Source organism: Pseudomonas sp. R5(2019) (genome assembly GCF_009905435.1).
GTDB lineage: Bacteria > Pseudomonadota > Gammaproteobacteria > Pseudomonadales > Pseudomonadaceae > Aquipseudomonas.
This window is the reverse complement of the sequence record NZ_JAAAMT010000006.1, coordinates 102281-117763: the sequence shown is the minus strand read 5'-3', so window position 1 is coordinate 117763 and position 15483 is coordinate 102281. Positions and strand designations below refer to the sequence as shown.

Here is a 15483-nt window from a genome sequence, read left to right as displayed (position 1 = left end):
GTTATAAGGTGCGCCAACGGCAGTCTAAAGCCTGGAGCTGACCTATGAGCACCGTTGAACTCGAAGAAGACGTAGATGTCACCACCGATGACCCAGCAGAAGGGTCGGAAACGTCGAAAGAATCGACGAAAAACGCCAACCTCAAAAAACGGCGCGAAGTCGATGATCTGCTCGAAGAGCGTCGTCTGCAAAAACAACTCGCCGACTACGACTTCGATCTTTGAACCGCCCCCTGTAGGAGCAAGGCTTGCCTGCGATGGGCTGCGAAGCAGACCCTAGGGCCGATGCGCCCCCGATCGCAGGCAAGCCTTGCTCCTACACAGTCGAAACCAGCAGATAGATTTGGGTTTGTCAGCAGTCTGAAGCCTCCTGAACGGAGGCTTTTTTGTGTGCGTCTTCAGCCAGGAATCCTGTCAAACCAGCCCGTTGCGCTGGGCCAATTCAATCAGGTCGACCAGTGAGCGGGCATTGAGCTTGAGCAACAGACGGGTCTTGTAGGTACTGACGGTTTTATTACTCAGAAACATGCCGTCAGCAATTTCCTTGTTGGATTTCCCTTTGGCCAATTGCTGCAGCACCATCATCTCCCGGCCCGAGAGGCGCTCCACCATTTCCGCCTCTGTCGAATTGCCCAGGCTTGAGCGCACCGAGTGCAGGGCCTGGTTAGGGAAATAGCTATAGCCGGAAAGCACCGCCTTGATCGCACTGAGCAGTTCGGTGAGATCCTGCTGCTTGCAGACATAGCCGGCGGCCCCGGCCTGCATGCAGCGCATGGAAAAATGCCCGGGTGCCTGCGAAGTCAGCACCAGTACCTTCATCGGGGCGTGAGCCGCGGATAACCGGGCAATGACTTCCAGCCCGTCCAGTTTGGGAATTCCGATATCGAGGATGACGATATCCGGGTCGTGCTCACGCGCCAGTTGAAGGGCGTCCACTCCATTGTCCGTTTCCGCAATGACGTCATAGCCATGGCGTTCCATCAACATGCGTACAGCAAGGCGAATGACGGGATGATCATCCACGATCAGCACTTTATTCATGGGCAAATCCAATTCTTCGCTGTTCGAATTTTTAGAGCCCGCACAATAGCCTAGTCCTTGGACTATTTGCATTGCACTCTCGGCGAGCATATACAGGCAGAGACCCTGCCTACGCTCAAGAGGGACGCGTCCTACAAAAAAACCTTACACCTAAGGCTTTTTATACCTCGATTAACGCGCACGGCCACCGCCAACACTTTAAATCAATCGCAGGCACACCGAATAACTCGGCGAGACAACCCAGCCAGTAACTTGCTGTCGAACCTTAATACCTTCCGCCTCTTTCTTGAACACAGGACCACCATAGCAGGCTGACCCGATGCTTCAAGCAGATAGAGTTTCAAAACATAACAACCCAAAGTTTCGAACCAAACTCTACCGAGCGGCACCCATAAATAACCCCATCGAAACACTTCCAATTGAACGCCTTGGGCATAATGGATAGCCTCAGCCCGGTACTAGGCCGATATTACACTTCGCAACACATATATAAACACCACCCCGAGCGATCACCACAACGGGCAAGCTACCCGCAGAGGTGCGTAGACAATCGCCGATCATTTGACTCAGGAGTCGCCATGGAAAAGCCATCTGCTTTAGCGCTAAACCCACTGACCATGATTGCCATCTTTGCGGGTGTCATTGAAGCCTCTGCCATGGCATCACTGCCCTTCCTGGATGAGAACAGTCAAAATATTTACACCTGGTTTCTTGTAGGATTCCCTCCGTTCCTGACTATTCTATTTTTCCTGACGCTTAACTTTAACTATAAATCTTTATACTCCCCCTCGGACTTCAGCAACGAGAATCATTTTGTCAACGCAATGGACTCCATACCTGCACCCTCACTGGCACCCAGCGCTATCTCACTTTGCAAAAATCCCGTCTGCGAAATAATAAAAAGACAGCCAATCACAGAAAAAATCGATAGCATCCTTAACAACAAAATAGCCATAAGCTTCCATCCAGCGAGCACGATATACATCGTAAATGGTTACTTGTTTAACTCTCAATCGGAACTTGTCCTACTGATTTTACAGCTGCTTCAGACACCAACATTAGCATACAAAAACGGCGCTCCACCTCAGTACCAAGTTGTCCTCGTACTGAGCAACGATTCGAACACACTGTTGATTGATAATGTGCTGAGCGATGTGATGACACTGAAGGCGGGAAAGGGCGATAACGACTGCGTGTTCGCGACCTACAACCTGGACTCCTTCACACTGACCCGTATCAACAGAACGTCACCTGACCCAGCGGATCCCTCTTCAACTCGATGATCCCCGTCAAAGCAGGTCAGCCAGGCCTTGGAGTCAGCCACATGATGCAGGAAGAAAAAAAAAAGCCCTGACCACACCGGCCAGGGCTTTTTTTACAACTCAAGCAGCATCAGAACAGCTTGCGGCCCTTGTTGGCAGCAATGCGCATGCGCAGGGCGTTGAGCTTGATGAAGCCCGCCGCGTCGGCCTGGTTATAGGCACCACCGTCTTCTTCAAAGGTCGCGATGTTGGCATCAAACAGCGAATCGTCGGACTTGCGGCCGGTCACGATGACATTGCCTTTGTACAGCTTCAGGCGAACCACACCGTTCACGTTGGCCTGCGAAGCGTCGATCATCTGCTGCAGCATCACTCGCTCCGGGCTCCACCAGTAACCGGTGTAGATCAGGCTGGCGTACTTGGGCATCAGCTCGTCTTTGAGGTGAGCCACTTCACGGTCCAGGGTGATCGATTCGATCGCACGGTGGGCCTTGAGCATGATGGTGCCGCCAGGGGTCTCGTAGCAGCCGCGAGACTTCATGCCCACATAGCGGTTTTCGACGATGTCCAGACGACCCACGCCGTTCTCGCCGCCAATGCGGTTCAAGGTGGCCAGTACGGTGGCCGGCGACATTTCAACGCCGTCCAGGGCAACGATGTCGCCGTTGCGGTAGGTGAGTTCCAGGTAGGTCGGAACGTCCGGCGCCGATTCCGGCGACTTGGTCCAACGCCACATGTCTTCTTCGTGCTCGGTCCAGGTGTCTTCCAGCACGCCGCCTTCATAGGAGATGTGCAGCAGGTTGGCATCCATCGAGTACGGCGACTTTTTCTTGCCGTGACGCTCGATCGGGATCGCGTGCTTCTCGGCGTAGTCCATCAGTTTTTCACGCGAGAGCAGGTCCCACTCGCGCCATGGGGCGATGACCTTGACGCCTGGCTTGAGCGCATACGCGCCCAGCTCGAAACGAACCTGGTCGTTGCCTTTGCCGGTGGCACCGTGGCTGATGGCATCAGCGCCGGTTTCGTTGGCGATTTCGATCAGGCGCTTGGCGATCAACGGACGTGCGATGGAAGTACCCAGCAGGTACTCGCCTTCGTAGACGGTGTTGGCGCGGAACATCGGGTAGACGAAATCGCGGACGAATTCTTCGCGCAGGTCATCGATGTAGATTTCTTTCACGCCCATGGCTTGCGCCTTGGCACGTGCAGGCTCTACCTCTTCGCCTTGTCCCAGGTCTGCGGTGAAGGTCACCACTTCACAGTTATAAGTGTCCTGCAGCCACTTGAGGATCACCGAAGTGTCCAGGCCGCCGGAATACGCCAGAACGACCTTGTTTACGTCCGCCATGCCATCACTCCACGGGGTTGTACGGAAAACCGTTGATTCTACCGGTCTGGCCGCTGAATTTACAGTGGCGCGACAGCTTGTGACGATGAAGCGACAGTTATTGTCGAAGGCGCGACGGATTCTGCTGCGCCGACAGCGTTGCCGGAGCCGTGGGCGCAGAGGCTGCGGGAAGCGGTGCGACCACCGCGGGTGCGGGCGCGGCGGCCTGCACGGCCGGTACCGGCGGTTTTGGCGCGACAGCGACGCGATCCAGCTCGATATTGACCCGCCGGTTGCGCGCCCGGTTGGCGGTGGTGGTATTCGCTGCCAATGGATAACGCTCACCGTGAAAACGCAGGGTGATCTGCTCTTCGCTGATGCCATTGGCCTTGAGGTAGTCCATCACCGCAATCGCCCGGCGCCGGGAAAGGTCACGGTTGGTCAGGCGATTGCCGCTGTTGTCCGAATGCCCGTCCAGTTCGATGTGATTGACGCTCGGATCAGCCTTCATGAACTCCAGCACCACGTCCAGGCGAGCACGGGCATCGGCATCCAGGTCGATGCCGCCGCCAGGGAAACCGACCCGGGTCTGGCGAACCTGGTCATAGTTCATCGGCAGCAATTTGCTGGCACAGGCTTGATAGTCGCCATAGGCCTTGCTGAACTTGACCGGCAACAGACGCACTTCCAACGGTCGCCCCGCTTCACCGCCAGCGTTGCGAACCACGGTGCTGCGCCCGTCCAGCAAACCGTTGATCAGGCGGCTGGCCTGGCCCTGGGTGCTGTCCAGTACGACCGCCCCCCGTCGAACCTGAACCGCACCGAGGTTGATATCACCCCGCCCCGGCTGCCAGGGCGCCGCGGCGGACAGCAGGGTTGCCGGCCCCGTGCCCAGTGCGTGGCTGCTGGATTTAAGCTGAAAGGTGGCCTGCTCGCCAGCCCGGCGCACGAACTCGCCAGTGCCGAAATCGGTGATCGGCTGGATCAGCCGACACTCAAACTGATCACCTTCGACACGCCACTCGATGTTTTCCAGGCGCGTCTGGAAGGTCAAGGCCACAGCCGGCAGGCTGGCAAACATACTGAGCAGGGCTAGATAACGCTGGCGCACGGGTGGCTCCACAAAATTCACGACACACTGACGGCGTATCGGTCCGCCACGGCAAAACTTGATAGCGAGTGCCCCGCAGAGTCTTTTCCGGTAGCATTCGCCGGGAGTTCGACCCGCCTGGAATCCCCAATGTCCGACCGCCTGACCCTTCTGCGTCCCGACGACTGGCACATCCATCTTCGCGATGGCGCCGTGCTGCCCCACACCGTTGCCGACGTTGCGCGTACCTTTGGCCGCGCAATCATCATGCCCAACCTTGTGCCTCCGGTGCGCAATGCCGCCGAAGCCGATGCCTACCGCCAGCGTATTCTTGCCGCCCGCCCGGCCGGCAGCCAGTTCGAGCCGCTGATGGTGCTGTACCTCACCGACCGGACCCAACCCGAGGAGATCCGCGCGGCCAAGGCCAGCGGTTTCGTGCACGCAGCCAAGCTGTACCCGGCTGGCGCGACCACCAACTCGGATTCCGGTGTTACCAGCATCGACATCATTTTCCCGGTGCTCGAAGCCATGGCCGAGGTCGGCATGCCACTGCTGGTGCACGGCGAAGTGACCCGCAGCGAGATCGACGTGTTCGACCGCGAGAAGATGTTCATCGATGAGCACATGCGCCGCGTGGTCGAGCGCTTCCCGACGCTCAAGGTGGTGTTCGAACACATCACCACGGCCGATGCCGTGCAGTTCGTCAACGAAGCGTCGAGCAATGTGGGCGCGACCATCACCGCGCACCACCTGCTGTATAACCGTAACCACATGCTGGTCGGTGGCATTCGCCCGCATTTCTATTGCCTGCCGATCCTCAAGCGCAACACCCATCAGGTCGCCCTGCTGGATGCCGCGACCAGCGGCAGCCCGAAATTCTTCCTCGGCACCGACTCGGCGCCACATGCTCAGCATGCCAAGGAAGCGGCTTGTGGTTGCGCCGGCTGCTACACCGCCTACGCCGCCATCGAGTTGTATGCCGAAGCCTTCGAACAGCGCAATGCGCTGGACAAGCTCGAAGGTTTTGCCAGCCTGCACGGCCCTGCCTTCTATGGCCTGCCGGCAAACAGCGAGCGCATCACCCTGGTTCGCGAAAAATGGACTGCCCCGGCCACCCTTCCGTTTGGTGAATTGAGCGTTATCCCGTTGCGTGCCGGTGAAACCCTGCAGTGGCGCGTGCTGGAGGAGTCGGTGTGAGCGAAGATCATTTTGATGACGAGCAGGACGGTCACGGTGCTGGCTCGCGCCACCCGATGGCTGAGCGTTTTCGTGGTTACCTGCCGGTTGTCGTGGACGTCGAAACGGGTGGCTTCAACAGCGCCACCGACGCCCTGCTGGAAATCGCCGCCGTCACCATCGGCATGGATGAAAAAGGTTTTGTCTACCCAGACCACACCTATTTCTTCCGTGTAGAACCGTTTGAGGGCGCCAACATCGAAGCGGCCGCCCTGGAATTCACTGGCATCAAGCTCGATCATCCACTGCGCATGGCCGTCAGCGAAGAGACCGCCCTGACCGATATCTTCCGTGGCGTACGCAAGGCGTTGAAGGCCAATGGCTGCAAGCGGGCGATCCTGGTTGGCCACAACAGCAGCTTCGACTTGAACTTCCTCAATGCCGCCGTGACGCGCAATGACATGAAGCGCAACCCGTTCCACCCGTTCTCGAGCTTCGATACCGCCACCCTGGCCGGGCTTGCCTACGGTCAAACCGTATTGGCCAAGGCCTGCCAGAGCGCCGACATCGATTTCGACGGGCGCGAGGCACACTCGGCTCGCTACGATACCGAAAAGACCGCAGAGCTGTTCTGCGGCATCGTCAACCGCTGGAAACAAATGGGCGGTTGGCACGATTTCGACAACTGATCGACATCCGACCTCGAGAAACCGGCCATCATGGCCGGTTTTTTTTATGCGCAAGTCCGAATCCCTTGTTATCCATGCTGACGTCATCGCGAGCAAGCTCGGCTCCTACATAAAAAAACCGGCCATCAGGCCGGTTTTTTTTATGCGCTTGGCGATTACAGCTTGCCAGCGTTCTCGCTCAGGTAAGCAGCAACGCCTTCTGGCGAAGCGGTCATGCCCTTGTCGCCTTTTTTCCAGTTGGCAGGGCAGACTTCGCCGTGCTCTTCGTGGAATTGCAGAGCGTCGACCAGGCGCAGCAGTTCGTCCATGTTACGACCCAGTGGCAGGTCGTTGACGATTTGCGAACGCACGACACCGTTGGTGTCGATCAGGAAGGCGCCACGGAAGGCTACGCCGCCTTCGGACTCAACGTCGTAGGCCTTGCAGATTTCGTGGGTCATGTCGGCAGCCAGGGTGTACTGGACCGGGCCGATGCCGCCTTTTTCGATTGGGGTGTTGCGCCAGGCGTTGTGAGTGAAGTGGGAGTCGATGGAAACACCGATCACTTCAACGTTACGCGCCTTGAACTCAGGGATGCGGTGGTCCAGAGCAATCAGCTCGGACGGGCAGACGAAGGTGAAGTCCAGCGGGTAGAAGAACACCAGGCCAAATTTGCCTTTGATCGCCTCGGACAGCTTGAAGCTGTCTACGATCTCGCCAGTGCCAAGTACGGCAGCGACGTCGAAGTCTGGGGCTTTTTTGCCAACGAGCACGCTCATTCGTTATCTCCTGATGTGTTTTGAATGAAATACACGACACGCCATGAAGGCCTGCACCGTATTGCATGAATTGACCATCATACACCGCGATCGCGCCGACGCCGAATTTCGAGATGAAAAGCCAATTAACGGCCACCCTCCGCAGGTCAGCAGCAGCTCTAGCCTGCCCGTTTCCAACGTTGTTTTGACAAGCATTCTCATTACCATTAAGCTTCTGGGCATTGAGCACTCACCAACGATGGTTCTCACATATGTATGTTTGTCTTTGCGTAGGCGTCACCGACGGTCAGATCCGCGATGCTATCTATGATGGTTGCTGCAACTACCGTGAAGTTCGTGAGGCCACCAACGTGGGCACTCAATGCGGAAAATGCGCGTGCCTGGCCAAGCAGGTGGTGCGTGAAACCCTGGCTCAACTGCAGTCCACCCAGGCCGCCCTGCCCTACCCTGTAGAATTTACCGCCGCCTGATTTGCCCCCTTTCGAAGAACCGGACCTCGCGTCCGGTTTTTTTATGCCTGCAATTCAAGAAGTTAGCGTCCAGATGCAGAACTCAAACATTCTTATTCCGATTAATTTTTACTTATTATTCAATAACTTAAGTTTGACAGTAATAGTATCGAGGCTCAAACTTCCATACATAGGCACATAACGCAAGGGCAGGACCCCATCATGAAAGGCGACATTAGCGTCATCCAGCATCTCAACAAGATCCTCGGAAACGAGCTGGTCGCTATCAACCAGTATTTCCTGCATGCACGGATGTACGAGGACTGGGGCCTGAACAAACTCGGCAAGCACGAGTACAAGGAGTCCATCGATGAGATGAAACACGCTGACAAACTGATCAAGCGTATTTTGTTTCTCGAAGGCCTGCCTAACGTTCAGGACCTGGGCAAGCTGCTGATTGGCGAGCACACCCGTGAAATGCTCGAGTGCGATCTGAAGATCGAACAAACCGGCGTGGTTGACCTCAAGGCCGCCATTGCTCACTGCGAAACCGTAGGCGATTTCGGCAGCCGAGAGCTGCTCGAAGGTATCCTCGAGTCCGAGGAAGAGCACATCGACTGGCTGGAAACCCAGCTGGGTCTGATCGACAAGGTCGGCCTGGAAAACTACCTGCAGTCGCACATGGACGAGTAATTCGGCGCCCACAACGCCCACAAAAAAGCCCCGCCTCTTTGCAGAGTGCGGGGCTTTTTCGTTCAGGGCCGAATCAGGCCTTGGCGGCTTCAGCCTTGGCGGCTGCTTCCTTGATCAGGGTCTGCAGTTCACCGTTGGCGAACATTTCAGCCATGATGTCGCTGCCACCGACCAGCTCACCCGCCACCCACAGTTGCGGGAAGGTTGGCCAGTTGGCGTACTTGGGCAGGTTGGCGCGGATTTCAGGGTTCTGCAGGATGTCCACGTAAGCAAACTTTTCGCCGCAACCCATGACAGCCTGAGCTGCCTTTGCCGAAAAGCCGCACTGCGGAGCATTTGGCGAGCCTTTCATGTAAAGCAGAATGGTGTTGTTGGCAATCTGCTCTTTAATCGTTTCGATGATATCCATGGAACACCTCAGCTGAACTTTCCGGCATGCTGGCCGGCACGGTGGCGCATTGTATCGGAAACCCGAGCGCGGTGCTCGGCCTTGCCCCATAGACTATCGCAGCGCTCAAGCGGCGACCACCCGCACCGGTACACCGTTGAGGGCCGCGTTGCCAGACACCGCATCAAAATGACGCTCATCGGTCAGATCGTTGGCACTGGCACCCGGCTGGCCCTGGGCGATCTCCAACCGCACGCCGGGCCTGGCATGCCCCCAGCCATGGGGCAGGCTGACCACGCCCGGCATCATGTCGCTGCTGGCCTGCACCTCCACTTCGATCACGCCCACGCGCGAGCTGACCCGCACCCGCTGGCCATCGTCCAGCCCGTGGCGGGCCAGATCGTCGGGGTTCATCAGCAACTGGTGCCGAGGCTTGCCTTTGACCAGCCGGTGATAGTTGTGCATCCAGGAGTTGTTGCTGCGCACATGGCGGCGGCCGATCAGCAACAACTCGCCCTCCTGCGGCAACTGCTGGGCAGTAAAGCGCTTGAGGTCGTCGAGAATGACCTGCGGGGCCGCCTGGATCCGCCCATCAGCCGTTTTCAACCGCGCGGCCAGGTTCGGTTGCAGCGGCCCCAGGTCAATGCCGTGTGGGAATTCGTGCAACGTTTCGACGCAAAGACCGAAGGCCGCCCCCTCACCATATCGCCCTCGACGCAGACCCATGTCGATCAGTTGCGCAGGTGGCAGGGCTGGCTTGAGGTCCAGCGCATTGTGGCGCGCAAAGGCTTGCGCCAGGCCGACAAAAATTTCCCAGTCATGCAGCGCACCGGTGGGCTTGGCGAGTATGGCGCGGTTGAAACGGCTGACATTGCGCACCGCAAGCATATTGAAGGTGGTGTCGTAGTGATCGGTCTCCAGCGCTGAGGTCGACGGCAGGATCAGGTCGGCATAGCGCGTTGTTTCATTGATATACAGATCCACGCTGACCATGAATTCCAGGCCGTCCAGCGCTTGTTCCAGACGACGGCCGTTGGGCGTGGACAACACCGGGTTACCCGCGACCGTGATCAACGCCCGAATCTGCCCCTCGCCTTCGCTGAGCATTTCTTCGGCCAGTGCCGCCACCGGCAGTTCGCCGCCGTACTCAGGCAGTCCCGACACGCGGCTTTGCCAAAGGTTGAAGTGCCCGCCCGAAGTGCTGGCCACCAGGTCTACCGCAGGCTCGGTGCAGAGTGCGCCACCGACCCGGTCCAGATTGCCGCTGAGCAGATTGATCATTTGCACCAGCCAATGACACAGGGTGCCGAACGCTTGGGTCGACACCCCCATGCGGCCATAGCACACGGCCTTGTCGGCCGCCGCGAAGTCTCGGGCCAACTGTTCGATCTGCGGCGCAGCAATTCCACACAGCGCACTCATGGCCTGCGCCGTGAACGGCGCCACCGCCTCGCGCACCTGCTCGAGCCCGGCGACCGGCAAGCCCGGATCGCGCGTGAGGCCTTCACGGAACAAGGTGTTGAGCAGGCCCAGCAACAACGCCGCATCGCCACCGGGGCGGATGAACAGGTGTTGGTCAGCAATGGCCGCCGTCTCGCTGCGCCTTGGATCAACCACCACCAGTTTGCCGCCTCGTGCCTGGATGGCTTTGAGGCGCTTTTCCACATCCGGCACGGTCATGATGCTGCCGTTGGACGCCAGCGGGTTGCCGCCCAGTATCAGCATGAAGTCGGTATGATCCACGTCCGGAATCGGCAACAGCAGGCCGTGGCCGTACATCAGGTAGCTGGTCAGGTGCTGGGGCAACTGGTCGACGGACGTGGCCGAATAGCGATTGCGGGTTTTCAGCAAGCCAAGAAAGTAATTGCTGTGCGTCATCAAACCGTAGTTGTGAACACTCGGATTGCCCTGATACACCGCGACGGCATTTTTGCCATGGCGCTGCTGGATGTCTGACAGACGCTCCGCCACCCACTTGAAGGCATCCTCCCAATCGATCGGATGCCACTCATTGCCGACCCGCTGCATGGGCTGACGCAAGCGATCCGGGTCATTCTGGATATCCTGCAGGGCAACCGCCTTGGGGCAAATATGCCCACGGCTGAAGGTGTCGTCGGCATCGCCCTTGATCGAGGTGATCCGCACCGGCTCGCCTTCAATGGCGGTGGTCTCGATACTCAAGCCACAGATGGCTTCGCACAGATGGCATGCACGGTGATGCAGCGTCTTGGTCATGGCCAGCCTCGTCGTCGCGGGCGCCCGTGAGCAGGCGCCAAAAGCCGACTATGGCGCCGGCCCCATCAGGTCACCAGAACCCTTCGCCGCATGAATCCTGCGGCATCAGGCAACTGCATGCTCACGCCACGCATGATGCTATCGTTTGCTCGACAAACGGCATTCAGGCCGATGGATGGCGCCGTCGTTTGCAATGCCGGACAGGCTCGGTGTACAACTGTCGCCTGGCTTGGCGAAGATTTTGCCTTGGTAGCAGACACATTGAGTTGCCTCCATACCGTCGGCCCCTATTGGTAAGGCGCGACATTTAATTATAAGATCGCGCCTTCCCCTATTTCGTCGCCCCGTGCGGCTTACGCCGCAGGTCTCCCACGTTTTCCCGTAAAAACCTGGTTTCGAGCATCTGCGGTCTGTTGCAAAAAGGTAGTCAATGATGAGCGCAAGGCACTTTCTCTCCCTGATGGATTGCACACCAGACGAGTTGGTCAGTGTGATTCGTCGAGGTATCGAGCTGAAGGACCTGCGTAACCGCGGCGTACTCTTCGAGCCTCTGAAAAACCGTGTGCTGGGGATGATCTTCGAGAAATCCTCGACCCGTACTCGCCTGTCGTTCGAAGCCGGCATGATCCAGCTCGGCGGCCAGGCCATCTTCCTGTCCCCGCGCGACACCCAGCTGGGCCGTGGCGAGCCGATCGGCGACTGCGCCATCGTGATGTCACGCATGCTCGATGCGGTGATGATCCGTACCTTCGCCCACAGCACTCTGACCGAATTCGCGGCCAACTCTCGTGTACCGGTGATCAACGGCCTGTCCGATGACCTGCACCCATGCCAGTTGCTGGCCGACATGCAAACCTTCCTCGAACACCGCGGCTCGATCCAGGGCAAGACCGTGGCCTGGATCGGCGACGGCAACAACATGTGCAACACCTATATAGAAGCGGCCATCCAGTTCGACTTCCAGTTGCGCATTGCCTGCCCTGAAGGCTATGAGCCCAACCCTGTATTCGTTGAGCAGGCCGGTGACCGGGTGAAGATCTTCCGTGATCCGAAAGACGCCGTTGCCGGCGCTCACCTGGTCAGCACGGACGTCTGGACTTCCATGGGCCAGGAAGAGGAAACTGCACGCCGCCTGGCGCTGTTTGCGCCTTACCAGGTCAACCGTGCGCTGCTCGACCTTGCCGCCGAGGATGTCCTGTTCATGCATTGCCTGCCCGCCCACCGTGGCGAGGAGATCAGCATGGACCTGCTCGACGACCCGCGTTCGGTCGCCTGGGATCAAGCTGAAAACCGCCTGCATGCGCAAAAAGCGCTGCTTGAATTTCTCGTTGAACCGGCCTATCACCACGCATGAGTCAACCCTTACTGCTTAACCTTCGCAACCTGGCCTGTGGGTACCAAGGCCAGCGCGTTGTCCAGAACCTCAATCTGCACCTCAATGCCGGAGACATCGGCTGCCTGCTGGGCTCGTCCGGGTGCGGTAAAACCACCACCCTGCGTGCCATCGCGGGCTTCGAGCCGATCCATGAAGGCGAAATCCAGCTGGCCGGTGAAGTGATCTCCAAGGCCGGGTTTACCCTGGCCCCGGAGAAACGCCGCATCGGCATGGTGTTTCAGGATTACGCCCTGTTTCCGCACCTGACCGTGGCACAGAACATTGCCTTCGGCATTCGCAAGCACCCGCAGCAAGCCAGGGTGATCGCCGAGATGCTCGAGCTGGTCAACCTCGGTGGCCTGGGCGAGCGTTTCCCCCACGAGCTGTCGGGCGGCCAGCAACAACGCGTTGCCCTGGCCCGCGCACTGGCGCCGGAGCCGCAGCTGCTATTGCTGGATGAGCCGTTCTCCAACCTGGACGTTGAACTGCGTCGGCGCCTCAGCCATGAAGTCCGCGATATCCTCAAGAGCCGTGGCACCAGCGCCATTCTGGTCACCCACGACCAGGAAGAAGCCTTTGCCGTCAGTGACCATGTCGGCGTGTTCAAGGAAGGCCGACTGGAGCAGTGGGACACCCCGTTCAACCTCTACCACGAACCCTTGACCCCATTCGTGGCCAGCTTTATTGGCCAGGGGTACTTCATTCGTGGGCAGCTGAGCAGCCCGGAAACCGTGCAAACGGAATTGGGCGAGTTGCGTGGCAACCGGGCTTACACTTGGTCCCACGGCAGCGCGGTGGATGTTTTGCTGCGCCCCGACGACATCGTCTACGCGCCGCACAGCGCCTTGAAGGCCCGGATTATCGGCAAGAGCTTCCAGGGCGCATCCACCCTGTATCGCCTGCAACTGCCGACCGGCACCCAGTTGGAAGCGATCTTCGCGAGCCATATCGACCATGTGCCTGGCACTGAGGTGGGTATCAAGGTGTCGGCCGATCACCTGGTGTTGTTCCAGGCTCCCGGCAGCGTAGCGGCGCAGCAGGCTTCGGCGGCCTGATACCCCCGCGGCATTGGCAAATGGGTGTGTAGGAAGCCAGGCTTGCCTCAATGCCGGTCAGTTAAGGCGCAGAACATGTGGGAGCGGATTTATCCGCGAATGAAAACACCGCGGTTTGAGGCATTACGCGTCATCGTTCATTCGCGGATAAATCCGCTCCCACAGGTTTTCGCCAGCCGGCAAAACAACTCCCGACAGAAATTTCAGAATACGGACGCCGTTACTGACGACCGATATCCGCAAACTTCGCGCCGGTGTGTTCAGCCAGCACGGTGGCCGACAGTTCCACTTCCAGGCCGCGCCGGCCGGCACTGACAAACACCGTCGGCTGAGGTTGAGCGGTCTGGTCAATAAAAGTGCGCAGGCGTTTTTTCTGGCCCAGCGGGCTGATGCCCCCCAGCAGATAGCCGGTTGCCCGCTGGGCGGCTGCAGGGTCCGCCATTTCGCACTTCTTCACACCGGCCGCCTGGGCCAGGGCCTTGAGATCCAGAGTGCCGGCTACCGGCACCACCGCCACCAACAGTTCGTGCTTCTCGCTGCTGGCCAACAGGGTCTTGAACACCTGGGCCGGGTTCAGCCCCAGTTTCTCCGCAGCTTCCAAACCATAGGAAGCGGCCTTGGGGTCATGTTCGTAACTGTGGATGCGATGTTCGGCACGAACTTTCTTCAACAAATCCAACGCGGGCGTCATATGCGGGGCTCCAAAGGCGACAGGGAGATTCAGCAGGACTCTACTGTAGGGGATCGCACGAAAAAATACTGCAGCCCAGACAGCCACTTGCTCACCAGCCTGCAAGGGCATTTCGCAAGTCATCAACGAACGCTCGCACAACCCGCGTTTGGAATCGTTTATGTGACGACCAGTCAGATTGTGAATGACGGTTCACTTTCGACCTTTGACATCAGTACTTCTTGTCTATATTTTTTCGTTTGCGAATATACTGCGCCCCACCACGGTGCGAGCCTGCGCAGGATTCGGGCAGAACCTGGAAGTTTCTGTCGGTTTAACGTCGAGCGCCACAGGCGCCAAAACAACAAAAAATCGAGGTCAAGCATGACGACTGCGCTACAACAACCGACACTGTCCAGCCAGTGCATGGCTGAATTTCTAGGGACTGCACTGCTGATCTTTTTCGGCACTGGCTGCGTCGCAGCGCTCAAAGTCGCCGGTGCCAGCTTCGGATTATGGGAAATCAGCATCATCTGGGGTGTCGGGGTGGCGATGGCCATCTACTTCACCGCCGGTGTTTCCGGTGCGCACCTGAACCCGGCCGTCAGCATTGCCCTGGCCCTGTTCGCCGGTTTCGAAAAGCACAAACTACCCTTCTATATCGTCGCCCAGATCGCTGGCGCCTTCTGCGGCGCTGCGCTGGTCTACACGCTGTACAGCAATCTGTTCTTCGATTATGAACAAACCCATCAGCTGATTCGCGGCAGCCAGGCCAGCCTTGAGTTGGCCTCGGTGTTCTCGACCTACCCGCATCCGGCAATCTCCACTGGCCAGGCGTTTCTGGTGGAAGTGGTCATTACCGCTATCCTGATGAGCGTGATCATGGCCCTGACCGATGACAACAACGGTTTGCCACGGGGCGCCATCGCGCCACTGCTGATCGGCCTGCTGATCGCCGTGATCGGCAGCGCCATGGGCCCGCTGACCGGTTTTGCCATGAACCCGGCGCGCGACCTGGGCCCCAAGCTGATGACCTTCCTGGCCGGCTGGGGTGAAGTGGCCCTCACCGGCGGACGTGATATTCCCTACTTCCTGATTCCTGTTTTTGCGCCAATCATAGGGGCATCCCTCGGTGCCGTGCTGTATCGCGGCCTGATCGCCCGCAACCTGCCAGGCACCGCTGAAGCAGGCGCGCAGACTGAAGACAATCCGAAGGGGAAGGTCCAGGCATCCTGATGCCCGACCCGGCAAGCCCGCGAGCTTGCCCTGCCGCCCC

At 58.6% G+C, this 15483-nt stretch carries 15 protein-coding genes and 1 pseudogene; 9 read left to right on the top strand and 7 right to left on the bottom strand.

Annotated elements, in window-relative coordinates; translation table 11 throughout:
- Positions 1 to 44: 44 nt before the first annotated feature.
- Positions 45 to 224, top strand: a complete 180-nt coding sequence (locus GUY40_RS06315) for a PA3496 family putative envelope integrity protein (protein WP_166568088.1) — start codon at positions 45 to 47, stop codon at positions 222 to 224.
- A 189-nt stretch (positions 225 to 413) separates the two neighbouring features.
- Here GUY40_RS06315 and GUY40_RS06310 read toward each other — a convergent pair whose 3' ends face one another.
- Positions 414 to 1040 (bottom strand): response regulator transcription factor, encoded by a 627-nt coding sequence (locus GUY40_RS06310; protein WP_166568087.1) that lies wholly within the window; start codon positions 1038 to 1040, stop codon positions 414 to 416.
- A gap of 578 nt (positions 1041 to 1618) precedes the next feature.
- Here GUY40_RS06310 and GUY40_RS28540 point away from each other — a divergent pair.
- Positions 1619 to 1832: pseudogene (locus tag GUY40_RS28540) on the top strand (hypothetical protein); the annotation flags it as partial.
- Positions 1833 to 2432: 600 nt separating this feature from the next.
- On the opposite strand, the gene GUY40_RS06300 reads toward GUY40_RS28540, so the two are convergent.
- Positions 2433 to 3650, bottom strand: coding sequence for an argininosuccinate synthase (locus tag GUY40_RS06300; protein WP_166568086.1), 1218 nt, complete (start codon positions 3648 to 3650; stop codon positions 2433 to 2435).
- A 97-nt stretch (positions 3651 to 3747) separates the two neighbouring features.
- Positions 3748 to 4740 (bottom strand): OmpA family protein, encoded by a 993-nt coding sequence (locus tag GUY40_RS06295; RefSeq protein WP_166568085.1) that lies wholly within the window; start codon positions 4738 to 4740, stop codon positions 3748 to 3750.
- A gap of 129 nt (positions 4741 to 4869) precedes the next feature.
- Here GUY40_RS06295 and pyrC point away from each other — a divergent pair, with 129 nt between their 5' ends.
- Both pyrC and rnt read left to right on the top strand, forming a co-directional pair.
- On the top strand, positions 4870 to 5916 hold the full coding sequence (gene pyrC / locus GUY40_RS06290; protein ID WP_166568084.1) for a dihydroorotase: 1047 nt from the start codon (positions 4870 to 4872) through the stop codon (positions 5914 to 5916).
- Complete coding sequence (gene rnt, locus GUY40_RS06285; RefSeq protein ID WP_166568083.1) at positions 5913 to 6584, top strand: ribonuclease T; 672 nt, start codon at positions 5913 to 5915, stop codon at positions 6582 to 6584. Before pyrC ends, rnt begins: the two co-directional genes overlap by 4 nt.
- A gap of 155 nt (positions 6585 to 6739) precedes the next feature.
- Here rnt and GUY40_RS06280 read toward each other — a convergent pair whose 3' ends face one another.
- A complete protein-coding gene (locus GUY40_RS06280; RefSeq protein WP_166568082.1) occupies positions 6740 to 7342 on the bottom strand; it encodes a peroxiredoxin in 603 nt (200 codons plus the stop codon).
- A gap of 251 nt (positions 7343 to 7593) precedes the next feature.
- Between GUY40_RS06280 and GUY40_RS06275 the strand changes: the two genes are divergently transcribed.
- Positions 7594 to 7812: a bacterioferritin-associated ferredoxin gene (locus tag GUY40_RS06275; protein ID WP_166568081.1), complete on the top strand. Its 219-nt coding sequence runs from the start codon at positions 7594 to 7596 to the stop codon at positions 7810 to 7812.
- Between the two features lie 201 nt (positions 7813 to 8013).
- Entirely contained in the window at positions 8014 to 8484 is a 471-nt protein-coding gene (gene bfr / locus GUY40_RS06270) for a bacterioferritin (protein ID WP_166568080.1), read from the top strand.
- 73 nt (positions 8485 to 8557) lie between these two features.
- On the opposite strand, the gene grxD is transcribed toward bfr, so the two are convergent.
- Together grxD and GUY40_RS06260 are read right to left on the bottom strand one after the other, a co-directional pair.
- On the bottom strand, positions 8558 to 8893 hold the full coding sequence (gene grxD, locus GUY40_RS06265; RefSeq protein ID WP_028943477.1) for a Grx4 family monothiol glutaredoxin: 336 nt from the start codon (positions 8891 to 8893) through the stop codon (positions 8558 to 8560).
- A gap of 105 nt (positions 8894 to 8998) precedes the next feature.
- The gene (locus GUY40_RS06260) at positions 8999 to 11107 is read right to left on the bottom strand and encodes a molybdopterin oxidoreductase family protein (protein WP_166568079.1); all 2109 of its coding nucleotides are present in this window, start codon (positions 11105 to 11107) and stop codon (positions 8999 to 9001) included.
- Between the two features lie 433 nt (positions 11108 to 11540).
- On the opposite strand from GUY40_RS06260, the gene argF reads away from it, so the two are divergent.
- Positions 11541 to 12461 (top strand): ornithine carbamoyltransferase, encoded by a 921-nt coding sequence (gene argF, locus GUY40_RS06255; protein WP_166568134.1) that lies wholly within the window; start codon positions 11541 to 11543, stop codon positions 12459 to 12461.
- Positions 12458 to 13537, top strand: coding sequence for an ABC transporter ATP-binding protein (locus GUY40_RS06250; RefSeq protein ID WP_166568078.1), 1080 nt, complete (start codon positions 12458 to 12460; stop codon positions 13535 to 13537). The genes argF and GUY40_RS06250 overlap by 4 nt, the downstream gene beginning before the upstream one ends.
- 220 nt (positions 13538 to 13757) lie before the next feature.
- On the opposite strand, the gene ybaK is transcribed toward GUY40_RS06250, so the two are convergent.
- Positions 13758 to 14228 carry a Cys-tRNA(Pro) deacylase gene (ybaK, locus tag GUY40_RS06245; protein WP_166568077.1) on the bottom strand — a complete coding sequence of 157 codons (471 nt, stop codon included), beginning with the start codon at positions 14226 to 14228 and terminating at the stop codon, positions 13758 to 13760.
- 363 nt (positions 14229 to 14591) lie between these two features.
- Here ybaK and GUY40_RS06240 point away from each other — a divergent pair, with 363 nt between their 5' ends.
- On the top strand, positions 14592 to 15443 hold the full coding sequence (locus GUY40_RS06240; protein ID WP_166568076.1) for an MIP/aquaporin family protein: 852 nt from the start codon (positions 14592 to 14594) through the stop codon (positions 15441 to 15443).
- Positions 15444 to 15483 lie beyond the last annotated feature (40 nt).